Here is a 14,316-nt window from a genome sequence, read left to right as displayed (position 1 = left end):
TATGGATATCAATATAATAACTAGTTTAGTAAGTGTAATGGTTGGTGGGGCTATAGGATGTATATCTCCTAAAATTAAATTTAACAAAAATATAGAGGGCAATATTAATACAGGGTTAGCTGAGGCTGACAATTTAATAAGTACAGCAAAACTTATAGCTCCTAATTCTAAAGCTGTAAATGTTATTGATTTTATAGAAAAGAGAGCTGAAAAAGAAGTTCAAAATGTTGAACAATTAGCTCATACAGGAGATTTGCAATCAAATGAGGAAAAGTTCAAAACTGCACAGGATGGCGTATATAATTCATTAGAATTAATTGGGATTAAATCAGATGATAAATGGAGAAAAGTTATTGACGATAGTATTCAAAGTGCTGTAAATCAATTAGGACATAAAGCAGTTCCAGAAATTGAAAAAGATAAGAAAATAAATGAGTTACAGCAGCAGTTACAGGTGGTACAAGCAAGAAATAATCAATTGCAACAAACTATAGCTCAGATAAATGCAAGTACGGCTCAAACTGTAATACAAACCCAACCTGTACAAACAGTATAAAATAATTTTGCGGGAATTCAGTGTCTATAAAGCGATTTTTAGTATCTTGAATATGACATTTTATAAGAAAAGGAAAAATATTAGGCTCTGTTTTTTAAATCTTAGCTACTGTATTTTATTATAGTGGCCTTTGCAGGCCACTATATATTTTTACTATTAGATGAACATAAGTTTAAAAATACAAAGGAGGAATTATAAATGAATAGTTTTATAGGATGGATAGGTGGAAAGAAACTGTTAAGAAAAGAAATAGTTAAAAGGTTTCCTGAAAAATTTAACAGGTATATAGAAGTATTTGGAGGAGCGGCATGGGTTTTGTTCTCAAAAGATAAGTTAGCTAATATGGAAGTGTATAATGATGTAAATAGTGACCTGGTTAATTTATTTAGATGTGTAAAATATCACTGTGGAGAATTACAGAAAGAACTTTCATTCATGTTAAATTCAAGAGAATTATTTTATGATTTTATAAATCAATATAATACTAGAGGAATGACAGATATACAAAGGGCAGCAAGATTTTTTATGCTAATTAAGACAAGCTATGGAAGTAATTTAGAGTCTTACGGTTGTGTTAAAAAAGATATTAATATAATGACTAAATATCTTACAGATATTCAAGAGAGACTTTCAGGAGTAGTTATTGAAAATAAAGATTTTCAAAATTTACTCAAGGTATATGATAAAGAAGAGGCACTTATATATTTAGATCCTCCATACTATGGCACTGAAAGGTACTATCAGGCTAAGTTTTCAGAAGAGGATCATATGAGACTATGTGATTGCTTAAAGAATGTAAAAGGAAAATTCATTCTTTCATATAATAATTGCGAATTTGTAAGAGATTTATACAAAAGTTTTAATATAGATGAGGTTGCAAGAAATCATAATCTTACAGGTAGGTACAAAAATAAAGATCATAAATATAATGAATTAATCATTAGAAATTATTAATGTATATATAAAAATAATATCCTAGGGTGGTATAAAAATTACTCTAGGATTTATTTTTATATTTAAGAGGGTTTAAAGCAAATGTTAGATGTGTAGTATTAAATGGTAAACAATATTATTATTGCAAAAAAGGTATACTTTTGTCGAACTTATTGAATCTCTTAGAAGCATGTCCTATACTAAAGAAAATATCGCTAACTTTATAACTGAACTTGTCTAAATTGGTAGCTTAAACAAAAACAAGTGTTGATAGAAATATAAGATCAATTTTATGAAGCTATAAGTCTAACATTAAAGTTAACGTTTTATAGAGAACTTATAACAAATTATGTACTTTCAAATTAAGCATTATTACTAATAATGTTTTTGAAAGTGCAAGAAGTTTATTTATGCTTGGAGGGCTTTTTATGGAGATAAAAGATATTATAGTAAAATCAGATTTTATGAACTTGACTAATTTAGAAATTAATAAAATATTAGAAATACTAGATATAGAATTAAATGATGGTGAGGATCCTAGAGAACGTTTATTTAATAATTTAAACTTAATATTTAAAGATGATAAATCTAAAAATATATTATTAGATAAGATTTTTGCAGGAAGAAAATCAGTTAAATGGTTTAAAATTATCTATAAAGAGGAAGGTAACGATATAAAGAAATATAAAAAGTTGTTAATTAAAAAGATAGAATCTGATAAATGTTGTTTTAACAAAAGTATACATATAAGTACTCAAGATTTAGAGAGTCCTAAATTGTACACCTGTATTAAGTTAAAGAATAATAAATACATAATGAGATTTATGGTTCCATCGGGTGTTAGAACGTATAATAATGGTGAACAATATTCCAAATTTAAAAATATAGTTAATGTTATTGCGATAATAGATTTTGACAATATGTATTTAGAGGTAAGAACTAATTCAAAGGATGCAAAATTAATATCAAGTCAGTTAAGTGATAAATTTAACTTAATTCGTATTGATGACTTAAATATACTAAAAAATTATACCGGGTCATTAGAGAAATTTAAGGATTCTTTAAATAATGGAAATTTTGCTCAATCTATATCTATACCAGATGAAAATTTAAAGCTAACGGAAGAAAATAATGAATTATTAGTTAATATGTTAATAATAATTGATGATTATTTTAAGGATAAGAATCTGAAGAAATTTGTAGATAAAATTAAAAATTTAGATATTGATACTGATGGAACTCCGTTTACTCAATTATTACTTGCGGGTATGGCGAGTATAGGCTTAAAAATAAGGAAGGATTCCCAAGAAGATTTGTCTAAGCAAACTTTGTATAATATATTAAAAAATTATATAACAAATTATTCAGGATTAATAAGATTCTCTAGTTTGGATGGAAAGGACATATATACAATATCTGTTGGATTAAAAACGCATTCTATATTTTTTAAGTCGTCAGTTAACGAAAAAATTATAACATATATAAGAGGAAAAGTGATATAATAAATAAAAAGGAGGAGACTGTGCAGTGAGTAAATTTGAAATAGATTCTTATGTTGAAAAATTAGCAATGAATAAAAATGTGCAAAGTTTTTATCCAGTAGCTATTTCTAAGGCACTAAATCTCCAACTTAATTTAGTTTTAGAAAGACTAAATGAATTAGTTTCAATAGGGTATTTAAAATTAAAATTTGAAATAAAATGTGACTGTAATTTTGATACAATTGAAATTGTAGAGGATTATACAAAGTATTTGGGGCAAGAAGTATATTGTGAGGATTGTGGTACAGATGTAAAAATCACATTAGAAAATATATTCCCTATATATTATATAGAAGATGATTATCGTGAATGCGTAAAAAAAAAGAAACAGCATAATACAAAAGAAAATGGCCATTATGTAACTAATGAATCAAATGATAAAAATTGTGCTATTAGTATGGAAAATTTATTAGTAGAGTATTTTAAAGAACAAGGGTCTTATATAGAAAAAAGTAAATATGGGAATATAAGCGAAGATAATAAAGTGCTGGGTGAAATAGCATCTATGTTATCTATAATTCAAGATAAAGAGATTTTAGGGGAATTAAGTTTAATAAATGAATCAATAAAATCATTAGATAATAACCAAAATGCTAATGCAACTAAAAATAGTATATTTCAACGAGTAGTTGATAAAGCTGATACTATTGGGAAGGTTCATAAAGGTTGTCAAGGTATAAATGCTGCTTATAGTGGATTATTAGCAGTGATACATTATGCTTCAGGAAAGTGGACAGCTATAGGACCATATATTAAGCCTATAAAAACATTTATAGAAAATATGATTCAGTTAAAATAAACTCAGGTGTTTGAGCTTATTTCAACTGAATCATATTTAATTAAAAATCCTTAGCTTTAGACTGGAGTTCCTATTTTTGTTTAATGAAATTTATTTTGGTTATAATTATTTGAGAATAGGAAGTATAATTGTTATAAAAAGTATCATAAAAAAACAAATTAAAATAGATAAACTCCAGCTTAAAACTAAGCTGGAGTTATGTTTTTGAAAAAAGGTTCTTATGAATAGGGGTTGTTTAAACTGTACTGCACATCCAGACCATCCTGAACCAATTACTATTATTTTCATAAAAAATACCCCCTATAATAATCTTCTACCTTTAAATAAATCTCTTGGATCCATTTGCACCTTACATAGTCTTCTAACTATGTCACCATCATAGTGTTTGGTGCAGCTTGCACATATTCCTTCACCGCAGCTCATTTTGGAATTATTGCAGCAGGAAAAATTTATGGATTTGTTTTTTGAATTGTTCATTTTATCTATAAAATCTATAATTTCATAACTCATTATATCCGGGCCCCCACAGTGAACTAAATTTATGGAATTTTCCCGCAGAATTTTTTTAAGCATTAATTTGAATTTCTCAGAGAGATTTCCCTCGTCTAATATAGTGCAATCTAACACTTTTGATTTGCATTCTTTAAAATAATCCTCATAAAAATTTTCTTTAAATTGTGTGTCAATAATAGATATAACCTTGTTCTTATTGGAATATAATTTTTTCATAACTGGAATAGAAGGAGCAATTCCTATACCTCGGGCTATAATTAATGATGTACCATCTTTAGCATTAGAAATATTTGAAAGTCCCATTATTCCATTTGAAAACGGTCCTCTAAGAAGTATTTTATCGCCTTTATTTAATTTAAAAAGAGCTTTAGTTTTTGTGCCGCTTGATTTTATTGCAACATCTAGGGTATTATTCGTATTATCTGCATTTATAATAGAAATTGGTACGTCGTAATAATTTACACTTTCTTTATTTCTTAAAAATACGAAGCTTCCAGCATTGGATAATTCTCTTACTAGGTTTTCTGGTGCTTCTAAAGTAAACATGCAAAGAGAATCTTCAGCTACTTTTTTGTCTAATATAGGACAATCATAAGTTTTTCTTAAATTTTTTGCTTTTTTACCATTGGAAATATATTGTTCATATATACAAACTCCACACCAGTCTTTGCATTGGCAAAACTCTTCACCGGAAAGTTGAGAGCATAATATACAGTCAAGAGTCTCTGCCAGGTGGCATGGACAATAGTCACTTCCTGCATCAATACAATACATGTAAATAACCTCCGTTGATATTATTATAAAACTATGTACAATATTAGATTATTTTTCAGAATGATTTTTGTTACTTTAAAATGAAAAACTATGTTAGAATAAAAACATTGACTGCTAAATTTAATTACTTAGATAGGGGTGTTTTGTTGAAAAAAGGATACATATATTCCGCATTGTCTGCTATATTATTTGGAACTTGCGGAATCATAATAAAAATTGCTTTCTCGGAAGGGGCAAATTCTATAAATATATTGACACTTCAATATATGATGTCAATTCCAATTATGTTTCTAGGCATACTTATAATAGATAGTAAGGCTTTAAAAATAGGGAAAAAGGATTTATACCACACAGCAGTTCTTGGTATAGTGGGTAATACTTTCATGACTATTTTCTATTATATGGCTTTTAATTATCTTGATGTTTCAATGGTTACCATACTGCTTTATACATATCCCGCTATGGTTTTTATTTATTCAGTAGTATTTCAAAAAATGCAGGTAAGTTTTAATAAGATTTTTGCTCTTATTGCAACTTTTATAGGCTGTTTTTTAGCTTTGGGTCTTAACCAGAGCATAAAGACATTTTCAACAAAAGGTTTTATGTATGGAATTCTGGCAGCAGTATTTTATGCCTTTATGAATATATATACGGAGAAAAAAATGGACAAATTAAATCCACTTGCAGTTAACTTTTACTCCATTATATTTTCATTTTTATCATTAATAATTTTTAAGTTTCCAGTGGACGTGTTTAGACAGGATTTGAATGGAAAATTAATTGTTTGCATTATAATATTAGGAGTGTTTTGTGAGATAATACCTTTAACTTTGCTTTACGCGGCAATTAAACATATTGGATCTTTAAAAGTTTCAATAATAGGTAATTTAGAAATACCAACAGCTATGTTTCTTTCATTTCTTATTTTAAAGGAACCTTTATCACTACTTCAAGTTTTTGGAGCAGCACTTGTTATTTATGCTATTTATAGTATAAAAAAAATGGATTGAGTTTTATCTAGTTATCACAGTCATATTAGGTGACTATGATAACTATTTCAGACTGAAAATTGAGATTCATGCATTAATAGACAAAGTATATTAATGGAAGAGAATATTTAGATATGAAAATTACTTTAAAGATTTTTGCTTTTTGCTGTAAGAACAAGCTTTCTTTTCGATAGTATCTAGGGATTCACTTAGACATTCTTCAATAACATCAGGTGTTATTAATATATTTTCCTTTTTCAAATTACCGCCTCCTTTTACTTAATAGACTTAATTATATTCTAGTAAACGGAATATGTCAACTAAATTATTTAAAAACACATCCTTTTACTGGAACAATATATAGTATATAGTTATATAGCCTAAAATATGACTACGATATAACTAATAATTAAATATTCTGCTGTAATTTTTTTAATATGTAAATACTATAAATAGTAATATATTAAAAATAGGGGGGATATTAGTGAAGAAAACCATAGCTTTCATAATTTCAATAGTTATATCAACATGTGGAGGAGAATTTGTATATGCTAAAACTGCTTATGGTGTAAGTAGAATAAGTGGGGCAAATAGATATGAAACATCTGTAAATATAGCAAATAATTTTAGCAGTGATAAATTGAAAAATGTAATTATTGTAAGTGGAAGTAATTTTCCAGATGCATTAGGAGGCTCTGTGCTTTCAAAAAAAGAGAATGCTCCTATATTGTTAGTAGGAAAAGACGTAAATTCCAGTGGAGATGCTATTAACTTTATAAAAAATAAGTTAAGTAGAGAGGGAACTATCTACATATTAGGAGGAGAATCGGCTGTAAGTGAAAATTTTGAGAGTTATTTTAATTCATTAGGATACAGCAGCATTAAAAGATTAGGGGGAGGAGATAGATTTGGCACAAATTTTATAATTGACAGATACTTAATGACAGCAAAAGCTACTCCAGTAGTTATAGTAAATGCTTTTGGATTTGCAGATGCTTTAAGTGTTTCAAGTATTGCTGCGTCAAAAGGATATCCTATTATCATGACTAATTCATTTAACTTACCTGATGAAACAAAAGAAACACTGAAAAATATAGAGCCATCTAAAGTATTTATTATTGGTGGAGAATCATCAGTAGCAGGTAATATAGTAAGTCAGTTAAAGGAAACTGTCCCATCACTCAATAGTAATGACATAATAAGGATAGGGGGCATGAACAGATATGATACATCCTTAAATGTATGTAAATACTTTAATCAAACTTCAAATGAAGCTGTCATTGCAAGTGGTGAGAATTTTCCTGATGCGTTATCTGCAGGTGCACTGGCTGCAAAAAACAATGCACCAATAATATTAACAGATGGAGCTAATATATCAGATCAAAAACAATATTTGGATGGATCCAACTGTGAAAAGGTTATTTTAGTAGGTGGCACTGTAGCTGTAAGTGAAGATGTACAAGATGCTTTAGAGGGCAAAGCTGTTATTTCAAATGGGGATGCTAAAAAATTGCTGCTTCAGGGTGACGATGCTTTTAAGAAAGTATTAAAAATTAATGTGGATGGAAACTCCTATATGGATGTATCAGGCATAAGCTATGCTCCCGTAACAGATAACATAGGGGAATACAGTTCTATAAGTGAATATTTAAATGAAAACTATGGATTGAACAATTATTATACGAAGGATTTTGTAAGTGCTCTAATAAGTTTTGTATTTAAGGATATTGATGGTAAAGTTTATATGAGATATGGAAATCCTGAACCTGAACTTACTGTTGAAAATTCTGAAGTAGTTTCTAAGAAATATGATGGTAATAAAGCGGATATTACATTAAAGGGTTATTATTATGGAGAGTTATCCTATGCCAATGCCACTTTAGTTTACGATGGAAATAGGTGGCTCATAGATAAGTTTGATAACTGGGGAGTAGAGTAATTTACCTTGCAATAAAAGAAGACTATGAATTTTTAAAATTTATAATCTTCTTTTTATTACAAACTTTAGACAAAATAATCTCTTGAATAAGATGAAAAAGATGTTTATTTATACTATTTTACTTTTATATTTCGGTCAATATCATGTTAAAGACTAGGTATAATAGGGCATACTAGAGCTGTTATATTTATATTATGGTACCTGTATTGATTTTTGATATAGAGAATACTATAATAGCAACTATAGGCAGTTTGGGACGGAAGGTGCTATATTTATGGTGAGTACTTTAGAAAAAGAGCTATTTTCCATAATTGAAAATTTGAAAATTGCAGGATATGTTTCTTTTTATAGTAGATATAAAACAGTATTTTTTATTGCAGTAATCATAGTTGCAGTACTATTATCATTTGTAATTATATTTTATATAAATATAAAAAAAAGAAATTTAATGGAGCAAAGATATAAATTAGCTGCAGAAAGTTCTAACATTGCTATTTGGGAATATGACATAGAGAAAAATAATTTTTTTGCTTCAGATAAGTGGAAAGAAATTACTGGGTACAAAGTTAGTAAAAATGATAATCTTAAGATCATATTAGAAAAATTGTTACCAGATGAAAATAAAAAGATAATGCTAAATTATTTGGAGAATCACCTAGCAGGGATAACTCCTTTTTATGAATGCGAGTTTAAATTAACAACTAAAGGTGGAAAGAAAAAATGGATTTTTATTAGAGCAAAGGCACTTAGGAATGCAAAAGGAAAAGCTTTAAAAATAGCAGGCTATGTTACTGATATTACAGAACAAAAGCTTATACAGGATAAAAATAAATATCTAGGCTATTATGATAGCTTAACAGATCTTCCTAATAGAAAAATGTTTCAAGATAAGCTAAATAAGGTATTGAAAAGCTCTAGTGAAAATGATAAAAAAGGGGCATTACTTTTTATAGATGTAGATAATTTTAAAAGGGTAAATGATACTTTAGGTCATCAATGTGGAGACAAGCTTCTTCAATATGTGGCAAATACATTAAAAAATATTATGGAAGAAGATAATACTGTATTTAGATTAGGCGGAGATGAATTCTTGATAATACAGCATGATATAAAGGATAAGAATGATATTGTAAAAGTTTGTAATAAAATAATATTTGCATTTAAAGCACCATTTAAAATAAACGAAAATTTAATTCATATTAGTGCTAGTATAGGCATCTCCATGTATCCTCAGGATGGGACTACAGCTGATTCTTTACTGAAAAATTCAGATATAGCTATGTATAAAGCAAAAGATTCATGTAAAGGCATATATAAATTTTATAATAGAAGGATGTCTTATGAGGTTTCGAGAAAAGCGGAACTAGAAGAGGGGCTTAGAACTGCTTTAGAAAATAATCAATTTCAGTTATATTATCAGCCTGAAATTGACTGTAAAACTGGAAAAATCAAGGCTATGGAAGCTCTATTAAGGTGGAAAGTTGGGGAAAATGAATTCGTTTCTCCAATTGAATTTATTCCCGTAGCTAAAGATACATCATTAATAGTTCCTATTGGTAAGTGGGTACTGGAAACTGCTTGTAAGCAGCATAAACAATGGTTAGATAAAGGGTATGATTTTGGTATTATATCAATAAATGTCTCAAAGGTTCAATTACAGCATCCCAGTTTTTTTAAAATGGTAAAAACAGTTTTACATGAAAGTAATCTTCCACCAGAGCTTTTGGAAATTGAAATTACAGAAAGTGAAGTTATGCAATCTTTACAATCTAATATAGCTGCCTTAGAAAAATTAAGAAGACTTGGAATAAGCATTGCTCTAGACGATTTTGGGACAGGCTATTCTTCATTAAATTATTTAAGATTACTTCCTATAAATACTCTTAAAATCGATAAGTTTTTCATTAATCGAATTCATCTTAATTCCAAAGATTGTTCTGTGGTAGATGGCATAATAAATCTATCTCACAAGATGAATATAAGTGTAGTTGCTGAAGGAGTGGAGTTTGTAAAACAATTTCAAATACTTCGATCTATGAACTGCAATAAAGTTGAAGGATACCTGTTTAGTAAGCCTATGCCTGTAGAAAATATTGAAAGTGTGGTTTATTCAATAGGTAAGTTTAATAATATGTTGGTATAAGTTGAATATGATTGTATTTAAATACATTATATTGTTATACAAAAATAAGGACTGTCACACTGAGAATAAATTTTACAACATATGGTATTAGCAAGCAAATTACAAAATAATATGTTGTATGTAAATTTCTTAGTGTAACAACCCTTTTTTTAATAAATTTATTAATGTTTCCCTGTCAATTCCTGTTCTCTTTTAGGATTTGCAAAGCTAGGTTCTGTAGGATTAGGGTCTCCATAGTATCTACCTGGTGTTGAAAGGTCAAAATACAATTTAGAATCTTGGGTTACACCAAAATCCTTATTTGAACCTGTAGACTTAACGTTATTTAAGGCCTCTCTAAATAATGCATTGTGAGCTTCTTCACGATTTAGTAAGAAATCTATTGTCTCACGTACATATTTATCGTTGATTTGGCGATATAGGTATTCATATACTACTTTTGCTCTTTGCTCGGATGCTATATTTGAAAGCAAGTCTGCAACAAGATCTCCTGTAACGGTTACATAATTTGCAGTCCATGGTTCGCCAGAAGAGTTCATTAATACTGGTGCTAATCCACCTAATACATGAGTTTCAATTTCTCCACTACCTACTGAATTGAAATCAACTGAATGACCGTTCAACAAATTTACAGTCTGAGCAACCATTTCCATATGGCTGAGTTCTTCTGAACCAATATCTAAAAATAAATCTTTTATTGCAGGATCATTTACTCTAAAACTCTGTGATAAGTACTGCATGGCAGCCTTGAGTTCGCCATTTCCACCGCCTAATTGTTCTTGCATTAGTACTGCATACTGTGGATTAGGTTTTTCTACCTTAACTTCTTTTAAAAGTGGTTTCTCATGTTTAAACATTAGTATATCAACCTCTCCTTCATTTTGTAATTTATATTCATAAATCTAATTTAGTTTTTACAAAATGAACAGATATAATACATCTCATAGTTGATGTAATTTCAATATATAAAAAACTAAAGGAGAAGATTGAATAAAAACGTTATTGGCATTTTTAATTAATATGTTAGGAATTGTATTTAAAAGTTTATCTTATTTGCTGTCTTAAATTTTTAAATAGCTCAAGCATAAAGGCTTGTTCATTAATTATGTGTCTAACTAGTTCCTGCCAAGCTTTATTTGCTTTTGCGAAAGTAAGCAATTGAGGATAAAAAGATAGGGCACGGGTATCGTAATATATAAATTCATCAATTAATTTTTTTATATGCATAGTATATTGAGCAGGATTGGTGCTTGTAGATTTTTTCAGCTGAACTGCATTGTTATATAATTTTAAAAATGCATTGTGAATATTATTTAATCCATCTACTATAGGCTTTGGTAGTTTAATATTAGAAAGGGAAGCCACAGTTTTGAGAAAAATTGGATGGTCACTTGAAATATGAGACCACAGTTGAAGTTCGTTGAAAACGCAAGTAAATTGATTCATGTAAGTGTAACAATACATGAGTTACCTCCTGATAAAATTATACATAATAATATAATATGCAGGTTATTACAAAAAGGTTACTGTAATAAAATTATTTTTAAACAGGCACATTAAGTTTTTTTAAGCATCAGGTGGAGTCAAAACTCAACCTGATACTTAGAAATCTGATTATAATATTTTCTTTAATAAATTAATGTCTGTTATAGGTTTTTTGCAGGTAAAGTTTTCACAAATGTATGTGGTAGTTTTGTTATTGATGTCTATATAGTTTTCTATAATAGGGGAAATAGTGCTCAAATCTTTATTTAAATTGCAGTACAAAATTGAAATTGTAAAAGGATTAAATTTCTCATTTATCATATGAACTACTTGCTTACCTTCCTCAATGTTGCTTCCTGCAGATACAATAATTTGCCTTATAGGTGATTTTGAAAATAAAAGTGATATAAGAGAAAATGAGCATGCTCTTGGAAAGCTATTTATTTCTCTTGAAAAAGCGTCAAATAGCTGTTTAGCTTTATCTTCAAAATCATAACTGCTTGTTAAATGGGACAATCGCAGCAAATTTAATGTGGCTACGGAATTACCAGAGGGAATGGCACTATCATATATTTCCTTTGGCCTTGTAATTAACTTCTCACCGTCATTTCCATATAGGAAGAAGCCTCCATTTTCTTTATCCCAGAAAAGTTTTAATAAATCTTCATTGAGTTCCAGTGCTTTTTTTAGGTAATCTGTGCTGTAGGTTGTTTCATATAATTCTATAAGTCCCCATATTAAAAAGGAGTAATCATCTAGGTAGCCTAAAAAAGAAGCTTCTCCATCACGATATCTTGCAAGGAGACGGCCGTCTGATTTAACTAAGTTTTTATAAATGAAGTCTACAGCTTTTTTGGCAGCTTTAGTGTATTTGGAGTTGTTTAAAACTCTGCCAGCTATTGACATAGCACCAATCATAAGACCATTCCAGGAGGTTAAAATTTTATCATCTTTATAAGGATGTATTCTTTTTTCCCTTTCAGCAAATAATTTCTCTCTGCAGTTTTCTATAAATTGCATATCATCTTCTGGAATAGAACTATTTATTAGATTCAAAATATTTTTGCCTTCGAAATTTCCGCCTTTTGTTACATTAAAATAAGAACAAAATTTGCCACTATCTTCTTCTTGAAGTATATCTTTTATTTCTTCCTCTGACCAGACATAAAATTTACCTTCTTCGCCTTCAGAATCAGCATCTTCTGCAGAGTAAAAACCACCTTCATTTGAAGTCATGTCCCTTAGTACATAACTCAGTATTTCTTCTGCTGTTTTACAGTATTTTTTATTACCTGTAGCTTGAAAGGTTTCAATATAGGCTATAATTAAGAGCGCATTGTCATATAGCATTTTTTCAAAATGTGGAACAAGCCATTTTCTATCTACAGAATAGCGGCTGAAGCCAAAACCTATATGGTCATATATTCCACCTTTTCTCATGCAGTCCAATGTTTTTTCAACCATTTCTAAAGCAGAGGAATCTTTGGTTTTGTAAAAATATCTGAGCAGAAAAAGCAAGTTATGTGCTGAAGGAAATTTGGGAAAGTCTCCAAAGCCTCCATATGTAGGGTCAAAATCATATTTGAAATTTAAAAAAGTTTTTTGAAAGATATCTTCATTAATGGTTTCATTAGAGGTTTCATTTGAATTTTTTAGGGAATCTAATATTTGTGTGCTGGCATTTAAAAGTTCACTTCTATTATTTTTCCATGCCTTTTTAATGTAGTCTAAAATAGACATCAACCCCATGAGCCCATCTCTATTATTTTTGGGGAAATAGGTACCTGCAAAAAAAGGTTTTTGATCAGGTGTCATGATAATTGTAAGGGGCCATCCGCCGCTTCCAGTGATGGACTGACATACATTCATATATATACTGTCTATATCAGGCCTTTCTTCTCTGTCCACTTTTATGGAGATGAAGCTGTCGTTTAGCATTTCAGCTACTTCTGTGTCTTCAAAACTCCCCTTTTCCATAACATGGCACCAGTGACATGTACTGTATCCTATGGATAAAAATATAGGTTTATCTTCTGATTTTGCCTTCTTAAATGCTTCATCTCCCCAAGGATACCAATTTACTGGATTGTGTGCGTGTTGTAAGAGATACGGAGATTTTTCATTTATTAATCTATTGGGTGTACTTGTTAGGTTCATAGAATCACCTCCTAAAATTTATTCTTATTATAGATTTATCTTTTGGGGAGAAAATTATTCAAATAAAAGTATGTTTTGAGTGGTTTAATATTTAAAAATAAGGTAAAGCAGTTTATGAAAAATATTGAAATTAGAGCTGGTAAAGGATTTTGAGATGAAATTGTTTTTTAGGTAAAATTGTTTATGGTAAGTGTGGTATCTTTTAAGGTAGAGAAAAGCAGCGATGATAAAAATGTGATTAAGGTATGGGCAAAGCATATCTTCTATGACCTTTCTTATTATTTTATAGAAAGCATGAAAGCAGAAAACTGCAGTGTGAAAACATCTTTGGAGAAATCTTTAGTAGGAGATTTAATAACCATATATACAGCAGATAGTGATATTATAACTGCAAATACAATACTTAATAAAATGATTTAATTTACTTAAATTTTATGACATAAGATAAGTGGCATTATTGATATAAAATGGTTATACTGGTTATAGT

Annotated in this window: 13 protein-coding genes; 8 read left to right on the top strand and 5 right to left on the bottom strand. The window is 29.1% G+C overall.

Annotated elements, in window-relative coordinates; all coding sequences use genetic code 11:
* The first annotated feature begins 1 nt into the window (after position 1).
* The 4 genes from CLCOS_RS03980 (at position 2) to CLCOS_RS03965 (ending at position 3,829) form a co-directional block, all read left to right on the top strand.
* The gene (locus tag CLCOS_RS03980; RefSeq protein ID WP_082853498.1) at positions 2-556 is read left to right on the top strand and encodes a hypothetical protein; all 555 of its coding nucleotides are present in this window, start codon (positions 2-4) and stop codon (positions 554-556) included.
* A 198-nt stretch (positions 557-754) separates the two neighbouring features.
* Positions 755-1,510, top strand: a complete 756-nt coding sequence (locus CLCOS_RS03975) for a DNA adenine methylase (RefSeq protein ID WP_063600458.1) — start codon at positions 755-757, stop codon at positions 1,508-1,510.
* A gap of 407 nt (positions 1,511-1,917) precedes the next feature.
* The gene (locus CLCOS_RS03970; RefSeq protein ID WP_063600457.1) at positions 1,918-2,991 is read left to right on the top strand and encodes a hypothetical protein; all 1,074 of its coding nucleotides are present in this window, start codon (positions 1,918-1,920) and stop codon (positions 2,989-2,991) included.
* 25 nt (positions 2,992-3,016) lie between these two features.
* Positions 3,017-3,829, top strand: a complete 813-nt coding sequence (locus tag CLCOS_RS03965; protein WP_063600456.1) for a hypothetical protein — start codon at positions 3,017-3,019, stop codon at positions 3,827-3,829.
* A gap of 105 nt (positions 3,830-3,934) precedes the next feature.
* Here the strand turns inward: CLCOS_RS03965 and CLCOS_RS03960 are convergent, their stop codons facing one another.
* Both CLCOS_RS03960 and CLCOS_RS03955 read right to left on the bottom strand, forming a co-directional pair.
* A complete protein-coding gene (locus tag CLCOS_RS03960) occupies positions 3,935-4,117 on the bottom strand; it encodes a hypothetical protein (RefSeq protein WP_063600455.1) in 183 nt (60 codons plus the stop codon).
* Between the two features lie 12 nt (positions 4,118-4,129).
* Positions 4,130-5,116 carry a sulfide/dihydroorotate dehydrogenase-like FAD/NAD-binding protein gene (locus tag CLCOS_RS03955; RefSeq protein WP_013238512.1) on the bottom strand — a complete coding sequence of 329 codons (987 nt, stop codon included), beginning with the start codon at positions 5,114-5,116 and terminating at the stop codon, positions 4,130-4,132.
* A gap of 146 nt (positions 5,117-5,262) precedes the next feature.
* On the opposite strand from CLCOS_RS03955, the gene CLCOS_RS03950 reads away from it, so the two are divergent.
* From CLCOS_RS03950 to CLCOS_RS03940, 3 genes are all read left to right on the top strand, one after another.
* On the top strand, positions 5,263-6,126 hold the full coding sequence (locus tag CLCOS_RS03950; RefSeq protein WP_167317021.1) for a DMT family transporter: 864 nt from the start codon (positions 5,263-5,265) through the stop codon (positions 6,124-6,126).
* Between the two features lie 463 nt (positions 6,127-6,589).
* A complete protein-coding gene (locus CLCOS_RS03945; RefSeq protein WP_013238514.1) occupies positions 6,590-8,044 on the top strand; it encodes a cell wall-binding repeat-containing protein in 1,455 nt (484 codons plus the stop codon).
* A gap of 274 nt (positions 8,045-8,318) precedes the next feature.
* Positions 8,319-10,187 carry a sensor domain-containing protein gene (locus CLCOS_RS03940; protein ID WP_063600454.1) on the top strand — a complete coding sequence of 623 codons (1,869 nt, stop codon included), beginning with the start codon at positions 8,319-8,321 and terminating at the stop codon, positions 10,185-10,187.
* Positions 10,188-10,348: 161 nt separating this feature from the next.
* Here the strand turns inward: CLCOS_RS03940 and CLCOS_RS03935 are convergent, their stop codons facing one another.
* From CLCOS_RS03935 to CLCOS_RS03925, 3 genes are all read right to left on the bottom strand, one after another.
* Entirely contained in the window at positions 10,349-11,044 is a 696-nt protein-coding gene (locus tag CLCOS_RS03935; protein ID WP_013238516.1) for a manganese catalase family protein, read from the bottom strand.
* A gap of 187 nt (positions 11,045-11,231) precedes the next feature.
* Positions 11,232-11,651, bottom strand: a complete 420-nt coding sequence (locus tag CLCOS_RS03930) for a DUF2935 domain-containing protein (protein ID WP_023163477.1) — start codon at positions 11,649-11,651, stop codon at positions 11,232-11,234.
* A gap of 150 nt (positions 11,652-11,801) precedes the next feature.
* Complete coding sequence (locus CLCOS_RS03925) at positions 11,802-13,829, bottom strand: thioredoxin domain-containing protein (RefSeq protein ID WP_063600453.1); 2,028 nt, start codon at positions 13,827-13,829, stop codon at positions 11,802-11,804.
* Positions 13,830-14,012: 183 nt separating this feature from the next.
* Between CLCOS_RS03925 and CLCOS_RS03920 the strand changes: the two genes are divergently transcribed.
* A complete protein-coding gene (locus CLCOS_RS03920; RefSeq protein ID WP_041705093.1) occupies positions 14,013-14,249 on the top strand; it encodes a hypothetical protein in 237 nt (78 codons plus the stop codon).
* The last annotated feature ends 67 nt before the right edge of the window (positions 14,250-14,316 follow it).

Origin of the sequence: Clostridium coskatii, from assembly GCF_001675205.1 — a bacterium.
GTDB lineage: Bacteria > Bacillota > Clostridia > Clostridiales > Clostridiaceae > Clostridium_B > Clostridium_B ljungdahlii.
The sequence above is the reverse complement of the archived record's forward strand: the minus strand, read 5'-3'. Positions and strand labels throughout refer to the sequence as shown.